This window comes from Roseovarius sp. CAU 1744 (genome assembly GCF_039839345.1).
Classification (GTDB): domain Bacteria; phylum Pseudomonadota; class Alphaproteobacteria; order Rhodobacterales; family Rhodobacteraceae; genus Roseovarius.
The window spans coordinates 339,326-357,595 of sequence record NZ_JBDOQV010000005.1 but is presented as its reverse complement, the minus strand read 5'-3'; the positions used below and the strand labels follow the sequence as shown (position 1 = coordinate 357,595).

Here is an 18,270-nt window from a genome sequence, read left to right as displayed (position 1 = left end):
ATTACTCGGCAACCATTCTTATTTCCTACTAAAATAGTCAAGTCAAAAATCTGACTCTGCACAAATCCGCTGAACGGCTGAGGTTTCACGCCGGTTTCGTCGCTGGGCCAAGCTGATATTGCTGATCCTGTTGGGCGGTACGTTGCGTAAAACTTGCGCGCGGACACAATCCCTCCCATTCTGGGGCGCACAGAACAGGACATGCCCGGCGCTCCGGGCGATTTGGGAGGATCGTAGATGAGCTTTGCCACTCGGGCGGATGTGCTCGCCATTCAGGATGAAATGCCGTGGGAAGCGCGTGAGCGACCCGAGACGCTGTACCAGATGTTGCGGCAGACGGCCAAGGCATTCCCCGACCGGGCGGCGATCTCCTACCAGCTGTTCTCGGGGCCCGATGACAAGGCACAGACCCTGACCTGGCAGCAGTTCCATGACCAGGCCTGCCAGGCGGCAAACCTGTTCCGCAGTCTGCGGATCAATGAAACGGACGTGGTGGCGCTGGTGCTGCCCAATTGCCTTGAAACCGCGATGGCCACGATCGGCGGGATGATCGCGGGGATCGTCAACCCGATCAACCCGCTGCTGGAACCCGAACAGATCGGCGCCATCCTGCGCGAGACAGACGCCAAGGTCGTCGTCACGCTCAAATCCTTTCCGAAAACCGACATCGCCCAGAAGACCGCCGAGGCCGTGCGCCATGCGCCGGGGGTGCACACGGTGCTTGAAATCGACCTCAATACCTATCTCAGCCCTCCCAAAAGCTGGATCGTGCCGCTGGTGCGCCCCAAGAATCCGGCGGGCCACCATGCCGATGTGCTGAGCTTCCAGAAAGAGATGGCGAAACAGAACACGTCGCTGGATTTCGAGGACCCGGATGCGGACAGGGTAGGGGCCTATTTCCATACCGGCGGAACGACCGGGATGCCCAAGGTGGCGCAGCACCGCTATTCCGGCATGATCTACAACGGCTGGCTTGGTCACACGTTGCTGTTCAAGGAAACCGACGTCGTCATGTGTCCGCTGCCGCTGTTTCACGTCTTTGCCTGCCATGTCATCCTGATGGCGATGATCAAATCCGGCGCGCATGTGGTCTTTCCCACGCCGGCCGGTTTCCGCGGAGACGGCGTTTTCGACAATTTCTGGAAGCTGTGCGAACGCTGGAAGATCACCTTTGTGATTACCGTGCCCACCGCGACCGCCGCGCTGATGCAGCGCAAGGTGGATGCCGATCTGTCGACGGTCAAGAACGCGTTTTCAGGCTCGGCGCCGATGCCGCTTGAGCTGTTCAAGCGGTTCGAAAGCGCTACGGGCATGACGGTGATCGAAGGGTACGGCCTGACCGAGGCGACCTGCCTGGTCTCGTGCAACCCGCCCACGGGCCAGAAAAAAGTGGGCTCGGTCGGGGTGCCACTGCCCTATACCAACGTCAAGATCTTCAACAGTTCCCCGGATGGTCCGGTGGAATGCGGCACCGACGAGGTGGGAGAGATCTGTATCGACAATCCCGGGGTTTTTGCGGGGAACACCTATACCGAGGCCGCCAAGAACCGAGACCTCTATCACAAGGAGAAATTCCTGCGGACCGGCGATCTGGGCCGGATCGACGAGGATGGCTATCTGTGGATCACCGGGCGCGCCAAGGATCTGATCATCCGCGGCGGGCACAATATCGACCCGGCCGATATCGAAGAAGCGCTGATGGCCCATAAGGCGGTGGCAATGGCCGGCGCGATCGGTCAGCCCGATTCCCATGCCGGAGAGATCCCCTGCGCCTATGTCGAACTGGTCGAGGGCGCCAGCGTGACCGGCAAGGAACTGCGTGAGCACTGCAAGATCCATGTCCACGAACGCGCGGCCGTCCCGAAATATATCGAGGTGCTGGACGAATTGCCCAAGACCGCCGTCGGCAAGGTGTTCAAGCCCGACCTTCGAAAAATGGCCATCACCCGGATCTACAACGCCGATCTTGAAAAGGCCGGGCTGGCGGCGCGGGTCGTTCAGGTGGTCGATGACAAGAAACGCGGCCTGGTGGCGCAGCTGGAAAAGACCGGCGATGTGGACGAGGCGAAACTGGGCGAAGTGCTGGGCAGCTACACCCGGCCCTGGGAATGGGCGGAGTAGGGGGCGGTCACGCCGTCCCGGTACGCGACCCCCCCCCCGGTCTTGGCCGGTGTGCTTCACCATGACACCCCGCCCGGGCGGTTCGCATCGGGCTGGCCGCGCATCGCCCTTGCCCGGGCAAGCTCTTTGGTGTGGCGGCGCAAGGCGCGGCTTGGCAAACAGCAAAGAAAATGGCAGGTTTCACGTCCCGTAGCCAAATTGCCGCGCCAGGCTCAGATGAACAAATGGACCCTCAGAAACGCGCGTCCGGGTGATGCGAACCGATGCCTGGATATCGAGGTTTCGGCATATGAGGGCGCTGAGGCGGCGACCCTTGAAAAAATCGCCAGGCGCATCGCCACCTACCCCGAGGGGTTCCTGATCCTGGAGGTCGGGCAGAACGTGATTGGCTTCGTCAATTCCGGGTGCGCGCATGAGGTCACTCTGTCGGACGAGGCGTTCAAGGAACTGACGGGGCACGATCCGGACGCACCGAATGTCGTGATCTTGTCCGTCGTGGTCGATCCGGATTACCAGGGCAGGGGCTGGTCAAATCTGCTGATGGATGAATTTGTCAGGCGGATGCTGGAAATGGGCAAGCGCACGATTCATCTGATCTGCAAGGAACACCACATCCCCCTGTACGAGAAATTCGGGTATCGCTACATCCGGCCCTCGGCCTCGGATCATGGCGGGATGCCATGGCACGAGATGTCGATGAGCTTGCACAAGCGGCATTGACCACCGCGCCGCCCCGCTACCTGCCGAAAACTGATTGTTGGCCCGGCCGGGACACCGGTGGGCCATCGGTTGGCGGCTTTGTGGGGGCGTGCGCGACCCGCGGGCGATACCGGGGGCCGATGTCGGAGCTATAGCGCGGCCGGGGGTCAGGCAGCCCGTGCTGAGCTGACGGGTTGCTGCCCGCAACCGAAAACCCCCGCACAATGGCGGGGGTTTGTCTTGTGGGTGTGCTGTCCGGATTATTGCGGAATGTCGCCTTCCAGCCCCTCGACATAGAAATTCATGCCTGCCAGCGTGCCGTCATCGGCAACCTCGCCCTCGGCCAGCCAATCGCTGCCGTCCTGCTTTTTCAGCGGGCCGGTGAAGGGATGGTAGTCACCCGAGCCGATGGCCTCGACCATCGCCAGCGCCTCGGCTTTCACGTCTTCGGGTACCGCATCGCTGATCTCTCCGATCTCGACCATGCCGGGCCCGATCCCGTCCCAGGTGTTCACGGTTTCCCAGGTGCCGTCCATCACCGCCTGGGTGCGGGCGATATAGTAGGGCGCCCAGTTGTCGATGATCGAGCTGACCCGAGGCAGGGGCGCGTATTCGCTCATGTCAGAGGCCTGGCCGAAGGTGATGACATTCCCGGCCTTTTCAGCGGCGGCCTGTGGCGCGGTGGAATCCGTGTGCTGCAAGATCACGTCCGCGCCCTGTTCAATGAGCGCGGTGGCCGCATCGGCCTCTTTCGCCGGGTCGAACCAGGTATAGGCCCAGATGATCTTGAACTGGACGTCCGGGTTGACTTTCTTGGCGTGGATATAGGCCGAGTTGATGCCGCGGATCACTTCGGGGATCGGGAATGAGGCGATGTAGCCGATGATGTTCGATTTGGTCATCTTGCCCGCGATGTGCCCTTGAACCGCGCGACCTTCGTAGAAACGCGCGGAATAGACCGACATGTTGGGCGCGGTCTTGTAGCCGGTCGCGTGTTCAAATTTCACATCCGGAAACTTGTTCGCCACGGCCAGGGTCGGCTCCATATAGCCAAAGGAGGTGGTAAAGATCAGGTCCGCCCCCTGCAGCGCCATCTGGGTGATGGCACGTTCCGCATCCGCCCCCTCGGGCACGCTTTCCTGATAGACGGTTTCGACCTTGTCGCCGAAATGCGCCTCGACCGCCAGGCGGCCCTTGTCATGTTCATAGGTCCAGCCGCCGTCACCGATGGGGCCGACATAGATGAACCCCACCTTGGTCTTGTCCTGTGCTACCGCCGTGGTCGCCAGCCCAAGCGCCAGAGCCGCGCCGGTCAGAAGTTTCGTCAGTTTCATGTAAGTCTCCCTGTTGGTTTCGTGCGGGTCTCAACCCGAGGCGTGGAAGATGCGGCCAAGCGAGGCGGGCGCGCGCGAACGGTCCGCCGACATGATGACCAGCACCAGAATGGTGATGAGATAAGGCGACATTGAAAGATACTCGACAGGAATATCAACCCCTGCCGCCTGCAGATTGAGCTGCAAGACCGTAACGCCGCCAAAAAGATAGGCACCCAGCAAGACGCGCCCTGCCTTCCAACTGGCAAAAACCACCAGCGCCAGCGCGATCCATCCCGCACCCGCAGTCATGCCTTCGGTCCATTGGGGCACACGGATGAGGCTGATATAGGCGCCCCCCAGCCCGGCGCAGGCCCCGCCGAAGAGGATCGCCATGACCCGCACCCGCACCACCTTGTAGCCAAGCGCATGGGCGGCATCGTGGTTTTCCCCCACCGCGCGCAGCACCAGCCCGCCACGGGTGTATTTCAGAAACGCCCAGATCGCCGCCACCAGCGCCAGCCCGACATAGACCATCAGATCGTGCGCAAAGAGGATCGGCCCCAGCACCGGGATGTCGCTCAGGAGCGGGATGTCCAGCTTGGCGGTCGCGGGTGGCTTGATCCCGACATAGCCCTGGCCCATCAGCGAACTCAGCCCCAGCCCGAAAAGCGTCAGCGCAAGGCCAGAGGCGACCTGGTTGGCCAGCGCGAACTGGGTGAGCAGCGCAAAGAGCGATGACAGCAATGCACCCCCGGCGGCGGCGGCGACAAATCCCACAAGGGGAGAGCCGGTTTCGACCGCGACAGCAAAGCCGCAGATCGCCCCGGTGATCATCATCCCCTCGACGCCCAGGTTCAATACGCCCGCGCGTTCAACCACCAGTTCTCCGAGTGCTGCGATTAAGATCGGCGTGGCCGCGACCATCAAAGAGGCCAGTAGGAGGGTCGGATTGATTGACGACAGGTCCATCAAAAGGCTTCCTCTAGGCAGTATGTTAATAATCCGGCAACTGCTCCGAGCGAGAGGCAATTATTGAGGAAACGTTTGCCGAAAAGCTGGACTGGTAATGGCGGCTCCTTTCTTTTGGCTCGCAAAGAACGTGAATTCGCATAATTATAGAGTTTGACGATCAGCCAGACTAGGACCCGGAACGGCAAGTAAATAATCATAAATAATATTGCGATCCCAAGGTAACCTGTAAGAATATCCTGTACCGCTTCAACCTTGCCTACCAGCAAGTTGTGCAAGATTGGTGCGAATAATATCTTGGTTGAGAAGTATGTGAAAAAAGCCCCGATACCGATGTAGGCTGGAATTGCGATGGATTTCAGGACCCATCCTGCTTGCGGTGATTCACTCTCTGTCATAAGGCCACCTCCGCCGACTTGAACCGGATGCGATAGTTGGTCAGTACGTCCACAGCCAGCAGGAAGAAAAGAAGCATCCCCTGGAAAAGCTGGATCGCGGCGGCGGGCAGGCCGAGGTTGGATTGTGCGATCTCGCCGCCGATATAGGTCAGCGCCATCAGTAGGCCCGCCAGCAGGATGCCCACAGGATGAAGCCGCCCCAGAAACGCGACGATAATCGCGGTGAAGCCGTAGCCGACGTTGAAATCGATGCTGATCTGGCCCGCAGGACCGGCAACTTCGAAAAGTCCCGCCAGCCCGGCCAGTGCGCCCGATGCGCCAAGGCAAAACAGGATCAGCAGCCGGGGCCGCACCCCGGCAAACTGCGCCGCGCGCGGGGCCTGGCCCGTCAGGCGGACTTGGTAACCCAGGATGTGACGGTTCAGCAGGATATAGGCAAAGATCACCGCGATCAGCGCGGCGACCACGCCCCAGTGCATCCCCGACCCGGCAATGATCTCTGCATTATGGGCCGAAGGGTATTCCTTCAGGTTCCGGCTGCCCGGAAAGCCGAAGCCCTCGGGGTTCTTGAGCGGCCCAAGCGCCATCGCCGCCAGAAGCTGCTCGGCCACGTAGACCAGCATCAGCGATACCAGGATTTCATTCGTGCCGAACCGCACTTTCAACAGCGCCGGGATCATTGCCCAGGCCCAGCCACCAAGCGCACCCGCCAGCACCATCAGCGGGAAAATGAAGAAGCTTTCCGCGGGGTAGAAGGCCAGCCCTACCGCCGCCCCGCAGATCGCGCCGATGATATATTGACCTTCGGCACCGATATTCCAGATCCCTGCCCGGAACCCCAGGCTGAGGCCAATGGCAATCAGCACCAGCGGCGCGCCTTTCACCAGCAGTTGCGGACGATAGTAGAAGGCAAACTCGCCAAAAAGCGGCTCCCAGAAAATCGTGCGGATCGCTTCGACGGGCGGCTTGCCCAACAGGCCGAACAGCAATCCGCCCGCCACCATCGTGACCACCACGGCAATCAGCGGTGTCAGCCAGGACCAGAAACCCGAGGGCTGGGGGCGTTTTTCCAGCCTCAGCATGCAGGCGCCCCTGCTTCACCTTGGCAAAAATACTCAAGAAACAACGATTTACACATGCGCCACCTCCATCCCGTGCGCGCCCCCCATCATCAACCCGATCTCGTCCACGCTCAGGCCCCGCGCGGGACGGATGTCTGACAGCCGCCCCTCGTTCAATGCGCCGAACCGGTCCGAGATTTCCATCAGTTCGTCCAGGTCCTGAGAAATGCAGATCACCGCCGTGCCGCCGGCGGCCAGGTCCAACAGCGCCTGCCGGATCGCGGCGGCAGCGGCGGCGTCGACACCCCATGTCGGCTGGTTGACCACCAGCACCTCGGGCCGTTGCAGCACCTCGCGGCCGATCACGAATTTCTGCAGGTTCCCGCCCGAAAGCGACCGCGCCGCATTGTCGGGCCCCGGCGTGCGCACGTCGAACGTGTCGATGATCCGTTCGGCGAAGCCGCGCGCCGCGGTCCATTTCAGGAAACCCCTGCGCATCAGACCTTCGCGGCTGGCCCCGGTCAGCAGGGCGTTTTCGATCAGGCTCATGTCGGGGGCCGCTGCATGGCCCAGCCGCTCTTCGGGGGCGCTCAGCAGACCCATCTCGCGCCGTGCATTCGGGCCGAGGCGCCCGATTGGACGACCGTTGAGCGCCACCGCCCCCGCGTCGCTGAGCAATTCGCCGGAAAGCGCGGCCAGCAATTCATCCTGGCCGTTGCCGGCAACCCCGCCAATGCCCAGGATCTCACCTTGTCGCACGGCAAAATGTATGTCTTTCAACGCGGTTCCGAACGCCCCTGGCGAGGCCAGGGACAGGCCGGCAACCTCCAGCGCGACATCGCCCAGATCCTTGCCGGCGCGGGCGGGGGCCTCGAACGCGCTGCCCACCATCATCTCGGCCATTTCCCGCGCCGAGGTTTCCCGCGGCACGCAGGTACCGACGTTCCTGCCAAGCCGCAGGATGGTGGCCGCATCGCACAGCGCGCGGATTTCCTCGAGCTTGTGGGAGATATAGAGGATCGACACGCCCTCGGCGGTCAGCTTGCGCAGGGTGGCGAACAGTATCTCGACCTCCTGCGGGGTCAGCACGCTGGTGGGCTCGTCCATGATCAGCAGCTTGGGGTCCTGCAGCAGGCAGCGGATTATCTCGACCCGCTGGCGTTCCCCCGCCGACAGGTCGCCCACCACGCGATAGGGGTCCAGCGGCAGCCCGTAGGTTTCCGACACATCCCGGATGCGCGTTGCCAGGTCACGCTGTTTCGGCGGTTTCTCCATGCCAAGGGCGATGTTTTCCGCCACGTTCAGCGCGTCGAAGAGCGAGAAATGCTGGAACACCATCGCCACGCCGGCGGCACGGGCCGCGCGCGGCTCTGCCGGGGAAAAAGGGGCGCCCTTCAGCATCATGCTGCCGCGATCGGGCTTGACCAGCCCGTAGATCATTTTGACGAGAGTCGATTTTCCCGCACCGTTTTCGCCCAGCAGGGCATGGACTTCGCCCACACCGATATCGAACGAGACATCGTCATTGGCGACCACCCCCGGATAGGCCTTGGTCAGCCCAGAAATTGTCAGAAGTGTGCTGGTCATCCCTTCCCCCGTCGGGCGCGATCCCGGTCTGCGCCGGGGCTTTTGACCCGAGTGTAGCAGCAATCCGAGGCGGGCGACTATAGCAATTCGGTCCCGCCTGTCGGAAGTGCTGGCAGCAGCGCCGGGGCTGACATAGGATGCGGCACATGAGCAGCCAGCCCCGATTCATCCACCTTCGCCTGCACACCGAATATTCCCTGCTGGAAGGGGCTGTGCGCCTGAAAAAACTGCCGGGCCTATGTGCCGATGCGGGCATGCCCGCGGTTGCCGTCACCGATACCAACAACATGTTCGCGGCGCTGGAATTTTCCGTGACCGCCAGCGGCGCCGGCATTCAGCCGATCATGGGCTGCCAGGTGGATTTCGGGAACGGGCAGGCGATGCCGGGCGAGAAGACCCAGCCGCCTGCACCGCTGGTTCTGCTGGCCCAGAACGAGCAGGGCTATGAAAACCTGATGAAACTCAACTCGGCGCTGTACCTGCGCGGGGACGGGCAGCTGCCGCATGTCACCATGGCGGACCTTCAGGCCCATGTCGGCGGCGTGATCTGCCTGAGCGGTGGCCCGGACGGCCCGGTGGGGCGGCTGTTGCAGGCCGGGCAACGCCCCGCCGCCGAGACGCTGATGCAGCAGTTGCACGAGGCCTTCGCTGACCGGCTTTATGTCGAACTGCAGCGCCATCCGGGTGAAAACGGCGCGCCCGAGGCGGAACGCCTGACCGAGCGCGGATTCATCGAGATGGCCTACGCGATGGGCCTGCCGCTGGTGGCCACGAACGATGTCTATTTCCCGACCGCCGCCATGTACGAGGCGCATGACGCGATGATCTGCGTGGCCGATGGGGCCTATGTGGATCAGTCGCAGCCGCGCCGCCGCCTGACCGCACAGCATTATTTCAAATCCCCGCACGAGATGGCGACGCTGTTTGCCGATCTTCCGGAAGCGATTGAAAACACGGTGGAAATTGCCCGCCGCTGTGCCTTTGGTGCGTATCGCCGCGATCCGATCCTGCCGAAATTCGCCGATGACGAGGTGGAGGAACTGCGCCGACAGGCTGAACGGGGCCTGAAGGAGCGGCTGGCGGTCATCCCCCATGCCACCTCTGTCGAGGAGTATGAAAAGCGGCTGGAATTCGAGTTGGGCATCATCGAGGGCATGGGGTTTCCCGGCTATTTCCTGATCGTTGCCGATTTCATCAAATGGGCCAAGGATCATGACATCCCGGTCGGGCCGGGGCGCGGCTCGGGTGCGGGCAGCCTGGTGGCCTATTCGCTGACGATCACCGACCTTGATCCGCTGCGCTACTCGCTGCTCTTCGAACGGTTCCTGAACCCGGAACGGGTCAGCATGCCCGACTTCGACATCGACTTCTGCATGGATCGCCGCGAGGAGGTGATCAGTTACGTGCAGGAGAAATACGGCCGCGACAAGGTGGGCCAGATCATCACCTTCGGTGCGCTTCTTTCCAAGGCGGCGGTGCGCGATATCGGGCGGGTGTTGCAGATGCCCTACGGGCAGGTGGACCGCCTGTCCAAGATGATCCCGGTCGAAGGGGTCAAGCCGGTCAGTATCGAACAGGCGCTGGCGCAGGAGGACCGGCTGCGCGAGGAGGCCAGGAACGAAGAGGTTGTCGACCGGCTGCTGAAATACGGGATGCAGGTCGAAGGGCTGCTGCGGAACGCCTCGACCCATGCCGCGGGCGTGGTGATCGGCGACCGGCCGCTGGATGCCCTCGTGCCGCTCTACCAGGATCCGCGCTCGGACATGCCGGCGACCCAGTTCAACATGAAATGGGTCGAACAGGCGGGGCTGGTCAAGTTCGACTTCCTGGGGCTGAAGACCCTGACCGTGATCCAGAACGCCATCGAACAGATCCATGGCGAGGGGCGCGACCTGCATATCGCCGCCGACAGCAGCACGATCTACGAACCGGCGCCGGGCGCCGAGAACCAGATCAACGCGATCCCGCTGGATGATCCGGAAACCTACGAACTTTATTCCCGCGCGCAGACGGTCGCCGTGTTCCAGGTGGAAAGCTCGGGCATGATGGATGCGCTCAAGCGGATGAAGCCCACCTGCATCGAGGATATCGTCGCCCTCGTGGCGCTCTACCGGCCCGGCCCGATGGAGAACATCCCGACCTATTGCGAGGTCAAGAACGGGCTGCGCGAGATCACCTCGGTACACCCGCTGATCGACCACATCCTTGAAGAAACCCAGGGGATCATTGTCTACCAGGAACAGGTGATGCAGATCGCGCAGGTCATGGCGGGCTACAGCCTTGGCGGCGCCGACCTGCTGCGCCGGGCGATGGGCAAGAAGATCAAGGAGGCGATGGACGCCGAGCGGCCGAAGTTCGAAAAGGGCGCGGCGGAAAATGGTGTCGAGAAGAAGAAGGCCAGCGAAGTCTTTGACCTTCTAGAGAAATTCGCCAATTACGGCTTCAACAAATCGCACGCGGCGGCCTATGCGGTGGTCAGCTATCAGACCGCCTGGCTGAAGACCAATCACCCGGTTGAATTCATGGCCGGGGTGATGAATTGCGATATTCACCTGACCGACAAGCTGGCGGTCTATTTCGAAGAGGTGAAGAAGGGCCTCGACCTGCCGTATGTCCCGCCCTGTGTGAACCGCTCGGAGGCGAAATTTGCCGTCAGGGGCGGCGCGTTGCACTACGCGCTGGGGGCGCTCAAGAACGTGGGTGTGGAGGCGATGAAGCTGATCACCGAAGGGCGCGGCGACAAGGAATTTGCCACGCTGTATGATTTTGCCCGCCGGGTGGACCTGAAGCGGATCGGTAAACGCCCGCTTGAGATGCTGGCGCGGGCAGGTGCGTTTGATGCGCTGGACCGCAACAGGCGCCGGGTGTTCGACAGTGTCGAGCGGCTGATGAACTATTCCGCGGCGATTTTCGAGCAGAAAAACTCCAACCAGGTGTCACTGTTCGGCGAGGCGGGCGATGACCTGCCCGAACCGCGGCTGGCCCCGGTCGAGGACTGGCTGCCCGCCGAACGCCTGACCGAGGAATTCAAGGCGGTGGGTTTCTACCTGTCGGGCCACCCGCTGGACGATTACATGACCGTGCTCAGGCGCAAGGACGTCAAGACGCTGGACGAGGTCACGTTGCGCGCCGAACGCGGCGCCGCGGTGCTGAAGATGGCCGGGGTCGTGGCTGGCCGGCAAGAGCGTAAATCCGCCCGTGGAAACCGGTTTGCCTTTGTGCAGCTCAGCGATACGACCGGCGGCTACGAGGTGACGATGTTCTCGGAAACGCTTGAGAAATCACGCGAATTCCTGGACACCGGATCCCAGGTTGTTATCACCGTCGAGGCCACGATGGAGAGCGAGCAGTTGAAGCTTCTGGCCCGGTCGGTTCAGCCGATCGACGGCGTGGTGGCCGATGCAGGCGCCGTGGGTCTGCGGATATTCGTCGACACGCCCGAGGTGGTATCGTCGGTTGCAAACGTTTTGCAGAACGCCACCGGCTCTGTCAGGAACGCGGGGCGGGGTCCGGTCGTATTTTGCCTTCTTGACAACAGCTTGCCGGGTGAAGTTGAGGTAAGCGCGGGGCAGGATTATCCCGTAAATCCGCAGATCAAGGGCGCGATCAAAAGCCTGGGCGGCGTGGTTACGGTCGAGGAAATCTGACGCCGGGCCGTTGGCGGAATGGGCCGTATTGCGGGCCGCTACCAGTGCGGCGGACGTTCATCGCCGCCCAGCACCACTTGTCCCCCAAGACCGGCCTCTCGTTCCGCCTCTCGTTCGATCAGCATCTGCACACGGCGTGTCAGCATGGCAATTTTCGTTTCCTGACGGGCAACCACGTCAGACAGGTCGTCGACGGTGCGTGTCAGGTGGGAAATCTGTTCTTCGAGGCGTCTCATGGACACATGACTTACCGGCATAATGCGCCGCTGGCAACCACACCGCCGCTTGCCCCCGCGCGGCCCATCCGCTAGACCGCGCCGCAACGACCAGCCGCAAGGACAGTGCCCATGGCAAAGGACAAGAAACAGCCCCGTCCCAGGGCGGAAACGCCCAAGGGTTTTCGCGATTATTTCGGCGCCGAAGTGTCGGAACGCGCCGAAATGCTGCACAAGATTGCGGGGGTCTACCATCGCTATGGCTTTGATGCGCTGGAAAGCTCGGGCGTCGAAACGGTCGAGGCCCTGGGCAAGTTCCTGCCGGATGTCGACCGCCCGAACGCGGGGGTTTTTGCCTGGCAGGAGGACGCCGAGGGCGAGAAACCCGGCGACTGGCTCGCCCTGCGCTATGATCTGACGGCGCCCCTGGCCCGGGTCTATGCCCAGCACCGCAACGACCTGCCCACGCCCTACCGGCGCTATGCGATGGGCCCCGTCTGGCGCAACGAGAAGCCGGGGCCGGGGCGGTTCAGGCAGTTCTATCAATGCGATGCGGATACGGTCGGCACCGCCAGCATGGCCGCCGATGCCGAGATCTGCGCGATGCTGGCCGACACGCTGGAAGAGGTCGGCATCCCGCGCGGCGACTACATCGTGCGCGTCAACAATCGCAAGGTGCTGAACGGCGTGCTCGAGGCGATGGGGCTGGATGACAGCGCGCAGAAGGATGCGGTCCTGCGCACCATCGACAAGTTCGACAAGGTCGGCGAGGCGGGCGTGCGCGAGCTTCTGGGCAAGGGGCGGCTGGATGCGTCTGGGGCCTATATCGATGGCGTTGGCCTCAGCGATGATCAGGCGGGTCCGGTTCTGGCCTTCCTGACCTCAAAAGGCGGCAGTGCCGCTGAGACGCTCGATAACCTGCGCGGGGCGATTGGCGCGTCGGTCACCGGTGCGGAAGGGGTACAGGAGCTTGAGACGATCGCGGCGCTGCTTGACGCACAGGGCTATGGCCCTGACCGGATCGAGATCGACCCCTCTGTCGTGCGTGGTCTCGGGTATTACACCGGCCCGGTCTTCGAGGCTGAACTGACCTTCGAGATCACCGACGAGAAGGGACGGCCCCGGCAATTCGGTTCCGTCGCCGGGGGCGGGCGCTATGACGACCTGGTCAAGCGCTTTACCGGGCAGGCCGTGCCGGCCACCGGCGTCAGTATCGGGGTTGACCGCCTGCTGGCGGCGCTGCGTGAGAAGGGCCGGATCGGCGGTGCGGCCGAAGGGCCGGTCGTGGTCACGGTGATGGATCGTGACCGGATGGCCGATTACCAGGCGATGGTTGGTGAACTGCGGCAGGCCGGTATCCGCGCCGAGGTCTATCTGGGCAATCCAAAGAATTTCGGCAACCAGCTGAAATATGCGGATCGGCGCAACTCGCCCGTGGCGGTAATCGAGGGCGGAGAGGAAAAGGCAAAGGGCATCGTCCAGATCAAGGACCTGATCCTAGGGGCGAAGATCGCCGAAAATGCCACGCTTGAGGAATGGAAGGAACGCCCCAGCCAGTTCGAGGTGCCGCGCGACCAGCTTGTTGCCAAGGTGCGGGAAATTCTGGACGGGCAGGGCTGATGCCGGAACGCGCCGCGATCAAGGCCGAGGCGGCACGCCTGAGGGCTGCGTTCGAAGGCGCCGGCGCGCAGCCCATCGAGGCCGCGATCCTGCAACCCGCCGAGGTGTTGCTGGACCTCTATGGCGAGGATATCCGCGGCCGGGCCTATGTGACGTCGGATGCGCTGAGGGGCGAACAGATGCTGCGCCCCGATTTCACCGTGCCGGTTGTGCAGATGCACATGGCGCACGGCGCCGAACCGGCGCGATACACTTATGCGGGCGAGGTTTTCCGCCGGCAGGAGGACGACCCCGACCGCGCCAGCGAATATCTGCAGGTGGGCTACGAGATCTTCGAGCGCAATAATCCGGCTGCCTCGGATGCCGAGGTATTCGCGCTGATCGCAGATATGCTGGCGCCTCTGGGGTTACGCGCCGCAACCGGCGATATCGGCATCCTGATGGCGGCCGTCGATGGGCTGAACACGACGGATCGGCGCAAGCGGGCGCTCAGGCGGCACATCTGGCGGCCCCGGCGGTTTCGCGCCCTGATGGACCGGTTCTCGGGCCGGCTGCCGGTGCCGGAAAGCCGGGCAGAGCTGCTGGCCGATCTTGACCCGCTGGCGAACCTGCCGCCGGTCATCGGGCTGCGCAGCCGGGCCGAGATCGGCGCACGCATCACCGCGCTTCACGAAGATGCCGCCACACCGCCGATCTCGAAGAACGAGGTGGCGTTGATCGAATCCATCCTGGACGTGCGCGAGACCAGTCATTTTGCGCTTGAACAGCTCCGCGATATCGCGGTGGACATGCCGGCGATCACCGGCGCGGTGGACCGCCTTGCGGCCCGGCTGGACGCGCTGGGCGCGCTCGGCGTCGATATCGAAACTCTCGATTTCGAGGCATCCTATGGCCGGACACAGATGGAATATTACGACGGTTTCGTCTTTGGTTTCTACGCGCCACAGCGGCCGGATCTGCCGCCGGTGGCGACGGGCGGGCGGTATGACGCGCTGACCCGGCAACTGGGGCAGGGGCGAGAGATCCCGGCCGTGGGTGGCGTGATCCGCCCCGGGCTGGTGGTGGCATTGGGGGGGCAGACATGAGCATCAAGCTGGGTGTGCCGTCCAAGGGCCGGCTGATGGAAAAGACGTTTCAGTGGTTCGGCGCGCGCGGTGTTGTGCTGGGCTGGGCGGGATCGGACCGGGAATATGCGGGTTTCGTCGAGGGGATCGACAATGTCGAACTGGTGCTGCTGTCGGCGGGTGAAATCCCGCGCGAACTGGCCGCGGGGCGCATCCATCTGGGCGTGACCGGTATCGACCTGGTGCGCGAGAAGCTGGGACCGTGGAATTTGCAGGTGCGCGAACTGGCCACATTGGGTTTCGGCCATGCCGACCTGGTGTTGGCGGTGCCGTCAGCCTGGGTGGATGTCAGCACGCTGGATGATCTGGACGCGGCGGCGGCGGCGTTTCGGCAGGTGCATGGATTCCGGCTGAGGATCGCCACCAAGTATCACCGCCTGGTGCGGGATTTCCTGCGCGAACACGGCGTGGCCGATTACCAGCTGGTCGACAGTCAGGGCGCGACCGAAGGCACGGTCAAGAACGAGACCGCCGAAGCGATTGCCGACATCACCTCGACCGGCGACACCCTGAGGGCCAACCACCTGAAGACGCTTCGAGATGGCTTGATCCTGAAATCGCAGGCGACGCTCTTTGCCTCCTCTGCGGCGGCGGCGAGCGAGGCCGATCGCCAGACGTTGCGCCGGCTGGAGCAGATGCTGAAGCTGGATTAGGCCGGGTCGGGTGTGTCTTCGTGGGTGCCCGCAGTTGGCGTTTCCGAGGCGAGCCGGTGCAGATACCGGCGCACGGATTTCCCGACGACCGCGCCTGATTTGAACCGGATCGAGGTCATGTAGGGCCGCGCCGCCACCGCCATGCCGGCGGCGTTCGGGGCGGAAATCACCCCGCTGCGGATCAGCTGTGCCTGCATTGCCCGGGCCGTTGCCGGGGACACGGCCAGTTGTTGGCTCAGCATCCCCACCGAGCAGAGCCCGGTCGATCGCGCCAGATGGGCGGCCAGACCGTACATATAGGGCGTGAAGGTCGGCGCGGGCACCGGCGCCGCGGCAATCGCGGGCAGCGACGGCGCCAGGGGCGCAAGGCTCAGGGCCGCCAGAGAACGGGTGAAGTCGCGTCTGTTCATGGCTCAGATATGGGGGACGGCGGGGCCAAATACGAGGAATTTGTGCCAAGGGCACTGAAATTGCCCCGCGCGGCATCTGAAATCGGTTTCGGGTTCCTTTCGGCGGGGACCCGTGTGGCGAGCGCCGCCTATCCGCAGCTATCGGTGGCGGCGCGTCATCTGAGCGATGCCAGTCAGACAGTATTGCGCTGCTTCGCGGACGACGTCGCCCGGGGCGTTGCAATGCAGCAGGAATCGGGCAGTGACCGTGGCAGTTTCAGGAAGGGTTGTGCAGGATCAGAAGCGGAACGTGCCGCGGACCTGGACGGTGGTGGCGTCGATATCGGTGGTCGTGCCGCTGAAATTGTCGAACTCGTGATAGAGCACTTCGCCGCCAAGGCTGAAATTCGGCGCGACCAGCCGTTCGTAGCCGGCACCGATGAAGAACCCGTCATCGTCGCCCAGCGTGTCGGTGTCGGCATTGGCGTAGCCAGCCGTTCCGTAGGCCAACCCCTGGCCGATCTTGTAACCGCCGCGGAATTTTATCCGCCAGACCTCTTCAAGATCGGCGGCGGCGCCAAGGCTGATATCGGCAAAGTCGTAATCCGCCCCAAGTCCCACGACCCAGTCACCCAGATCCCAGTCATACCCGCCAACGATACCGGCAATGAACCCGTCGCCGCTGACCCCGGGGAGATTGCTGTCGATATCGGCGAAACCAAGCTGTGCACCGGCATAGGGCCCGGTCCAGTCCGGCGATTGTGCAAACGCTGCCCCGGCGCCGAGCGCACCGATGACAAGAGTTGCAAATGCCGTTTTCATACCCGGTTTCCTCGTTGTACGGTCCCGGCGCCCGGAGGCAGCGCGGACGGCCGTTTAGAATCACAAGTATAGCATACAACCAGAAATTGGGTCTTGCGGTATCAATTGGTCGTGAAGGTGGTGCCCGCGGTCAGTCCGCAAGCCGCAGGTAGGCGGTGTTTCGTTTTATTTTCAGATGGTTGAGATGTACCGGCAACCATGTTCGACGGGCATACGCAATCGCGAGGTTGCAGGAAATGCCCCCGGATGGGTCCGGGGGCATCAAGGTCAGGTAATCGAGCTTCAGAAGCGGAAGGTACCGCGCAGCTGAACGGTGGTGGCCTCGACATCCACGCCGGTCGAGTCGAAATTGTCGAACTCGTGGTAGAGAACCTCGCCACCCAGGCTGAAGTTCTGGCTGATGAGATGCTCGTAGCCGGCGCCGATCACGTAACCGTCGTCATCGCCAAAGTTGTCTGCATCCGCATAGGCGTAACCGGCAGTACCATAGAGCAGGCCCTGGCCGATCTTGTAGCCGGCGCGTGCCTTCAGGCGGCCGATCTGTTCGACATCGCCACCGGCGAAGTCGTAGTCAGCGCCGACACCGGCAACCCAGGTTCCCAGGTCCCAGTCGTAACCGCCGACGATACCGCCGATGAATTCGTCCTCGTCACCGCCGGGGGACGCGTCGAAATTGCCATAGCCCAGCTGGGCACCGGCGTAGAAGCCGGTCCAGTCAGGGGTGGAGGCGACCGGCGCCGGGGAGGCGATGACCGGTTCCGCCGGGGCGGGTTCGGGGGAGCCGGCAAGCGCCGGCGTGGTTGCCAGGGCCAGTGCGGCGGTGGCAAGCGTAATCTTCTTGAACATGTCAGCGTTCCTTTCCTAAGCCTCTTTCACGAGGCGCCTTCTTAGCGACCCGGACGGTATTGCCCGGGCTTGTCGCTGGTGACAAAGCGCTATCTGTTGCGCCTCTGCAGGCAAAACAAGGGCTGGTGGCGACAAGTTTCGTTCACGTTTTTTTGTGGTGATGTTTGCGCTAAAAAATGCCGGTAAACTGGCGGATTCCTGCAGGGTAGTGCGATGTTTTTGCAACGATTCCGGGGAAAGGCGCCGGCTGGCGGGGACGCGCCGCGGGCGGGCACCTATCTACGCCGGTTTGTCCGAAAATCCCCGGTTCGGATCGCCCCATTCGGGCGCCCGCCCACCCGCCCGTGTCCGCCCTCATGGGGCGATTTGGGCCTAGGTCAGAGGACGCCGATATCGGCCAGGGCCGTCGACAGGTCATCGGGCAGGGCATCGTCGTTTGCGCGTGTCCGGGGCAGGTCTGCGGGGGCATCGGCAGGGTCGAGATAGCGCCAGCCCTGGAACGGGCGGCGCTGTGCGCTGGTGGTGCGGATCACCTCGGGGTCCAGCACGAAGGCGCAGCGCCGGATGCCGTCATTGCCGATCACCTCGTCAAAGCGCAGCACCCGCTGCCGGCAGCGGATGAACCCCTGGATCACCCAGAAAATACTGCCGCCGGCGATGATCTCGCTTTCGCGTTTCGGCCACATCCGCGTGACATGGCGCGGCAGGCCGTCCGGGCCATGCGAACGCCCGGTTTTCTGCCAGGCCACAAGGCTGTCCACGCTTTCGCTGCCGACGCTGAGTTTAAGCAGGTGCATCATCGC

At 63.1% G+C, this 18,270-nt stretch carries 16 protein-coding genes; 6 read left to right on the top strand and 10 right to left on the bottom strand.

The genetic code is table 11. The annotated features are described in order from the left end of the window. The first annotated feature begins 237 nt into the window (after nt 1-237). Nucleotides 238-2,121: an acyl-CoA synthetase gene (locus tag AAFO92_RS12655; RefSeq protein WP_347535610.1), complete on the top strand. Its 1,884-nt coding sequence runs from the start codon at nt 238-240 to the stop codon at nt 2,119-2,121. 216 nt (nt 2,122-2,337) lie between these two features. Then, on the top strand, nt 2,338-2,841 hold the full coding sequence (locus tag AAFO92_RS12650) for a GNAT family N-acetyltransferase (protein WP_347535608.1): 504 nt from the start codon (nt 2,338-2,340) through the stop codon (nt 2,839-2,841). Between the two features lie 239 nt (nt 2,842-3,080). On the opposite strand, the gene AAFO92_RS12645 is transcribed toward AAFO92_RS12650, so the two are convergent. The 5 genes from AAFO92_RS12645 to AAFO92_RS12625 are packed head-to-tail and all read right to left on the bottom strand — an operon-like array spanning nt 3,081 to nt 8,151. After that, complete coding sequence (locus AAFO92_RS12645; RefSeq protein WP_347535606.1) at nt 3,081-4,154, bottom strand: BMP family ABC transporter substrate-binding protein; 1,074 nt, start codon at nt 4,152-4,154, stop codon at nt 3,081-3,083. Nucleotides 4,155-4,184: 30 nt separating this feature from the next. Beyond that, complete coding sequence (locus AAFO92_RS12640; RefSeq protein ID WP_347535604.1) at nt 4,185-5,105, bottom strand: ABC transporter permease; 921 nt, start codon at nt 5,103-5,105, stop codon at nt 4,185-4,187. Beyond that, nucleotides 5,105-5,503 carry a hypothetical protein gene (locus tag AAFO92_RS12635; RefSeq protein ID WP_347535602.1) on the bottom strand — a complete coding sequence of 133 codons (399 nt, stop codon included), beginning with the start codon at nt 5,501-5,503 and terminating at the stop codon, nt 5,105-5,107. The genes AAFO92_RS12640 and AAFO92_RS12635 overlap by 1 nt, the downstream gene beginning before the upstream one ends. Beyond that, on the bottom strand, nt 5,500-6,585 hold the full coding sequence (locus tag AAFO92_RS12630; protein WP_347535600.1) for an ABC transporter permease: 1,086 nt from the start codon (nt 6,583-6,585) through the stop codon (nt 5,500-5,502). Before AAFO92_RS12630 ends, AAFO92_RS12635 begins: the two co-directional genes overlap by 4 nt. A gap of 48 nt (nt 6,586-6,633) precedes the next feature. Beyond that, nucleotides 6,634-8,151, bottom strand: a complete 1,518-nt coding sequence (locus AAFO92_RS12625; protein ID WP_347535598.1) for an ABC transporter ATP-binding protein — start codon at nt 8,149-8,151, stop codon at nt 6,634-6,636. Between the two features lie 146 nt (nt 8,152-8,297). Between AAFO92_RS12625 and dnaE the strand changes: the two genes are divergently transcribed. Beyond that, nucleotides 8,298-11,798, top strand: coding sequence for a DNA polymerase III subunit alpha (dnaE, locus tag AAFO92_RS12620; RefSeq protein WP_347535597.1), 3,501 nt, complete (start codon nt 8,298-8,300; stop codon nt 11,796-11,798). Nucleotides 11,799-11,836: 38 nt separating this feature from the next. Here dnaE and AAFO92_RS12615 read toward each other — a convergent pair whose 3' ends face one another. Beyond that, the gene (locus AAFO92_RS12615; protein ID WP_347535595.1) at nt 11,837-12,034 is read right to left on the bottom strand and encodes a SlyX family protein; all 198 of its coding nucleotides are present in this window, start codon (nt 12,032-12,034) and stop codon (nt 11,837-11,839) included. Nucleotides 12,035-12,145: 111 nt separating this feature from the next. On the opposite strand from AAFO92_RS12615, the gene hisS reads away from it, so the two are divergent. Genes hisS through hisG form a run of 3 tightly spaced genes read left to right on the top strand, consistent with a single transcriptional unit; the run spans nt 12,146 to nt 15,410 of the window. Then, nucleotides 12,146-13,633: a histidine--tRNA ligase gene (hisS, locus tag AAFO92_RS12610; RefSeq protein WP_347535593.1), complete on the top strand. Its 1,488-nt coding sequence runs from the start codon at nt 12,146-12,148 to the stop codon at nt 13,631-13,633. Continuing rightward, the gene (locus AAFO92_RS12605) at nt 13,633-14,718 is read left to right on the top strand and encodes an ATP phosphoribosyltransferase regulatory subunit (RefSeq protein WP_347535591.1); all 1,086 of its coding nucleotides are present in this window, start codon (nt 13,633-13,635) and stop codon (nt 14,716-14,718) included. The genes hisS and AAFO92_RS12605 overlap by 1 nt, the downstream gene beginning before the upstream one ends. Beyond that, nucleotides 14,715-15,410, top strand: coding sequence for an ATP phosphoribosyltransferase (gene hisG / locus AAFO92_RS12600; protein WP_347535589.1), 696 nt, complete (start codon nt 14,715-14,717; stop codon nt 15,408-15,410). Before AAFO92_RS12605 ends, hisG begins: the two co-directional genes overlap by 4 nt. Here the strand turns inward: hisG and AAFO92_RS12595 are convergent. From AAFO92_RS12595 to AAFO92_RS12580, 4 genes are all read right to left on the bottom strand, one after another. Then, nucleotides 15,407-15,820: a hypothetical protein gene (locus AAFO92_RS12595; RefSeq protein ID WP_347535587.1), complete on the bottom strand. Its 414-nt coding sequence runs from the start codon at nt 15,818-15,820 to the stop codon at nt 15,407-15,409. The two genes, hisG and AAFO92_RS12595, sit on opposite strands and share 4 nt — an antisense overlap. A 276-nt stretch (nt 15,821-16,096) precedes the next feature. Continuing rightward, a complete protein-coding gene (locus tag AAFO92_RS12590) occupies nt 16,097-16,621 on the bottom strand; it encodes an outer membrane beta-barrel protein (protein ID WP_347535585.1) in 525 nt (174 codons plus the stop codon). A 282-nt stretch (nt 16,622-16,903) separates the two neighbouring features. Beyond that, nucleotides 16,904-17,467 (bottom strand): outer membrane beta-barrel protein, encoded by a 564-nt coding sequence (locus AAFO92_RS12585; RefSeq protein WP_347535583.1) that lies wholly within the window; start codon nt 17,465-17,467, stop codon nt 16,904-16,906. 377 nt (nt 17,468-17,844) lie between these two features. Further along, nucleotides 17,845-18,267 carry a DUF1489 domain-containing protein gene (locus tag AAFO92_RS12580; protein WP_347535581.1) on the bottom strand — a complete coding sequence of 141 codons (423 nt, stop codon included), beginning with the start codon at nt 18,265-18,267 and terminating at the stop codon, nt 17,845-17,847. Nucleotides 18,268-18,270: the final 3 nt, after the last annotated feature.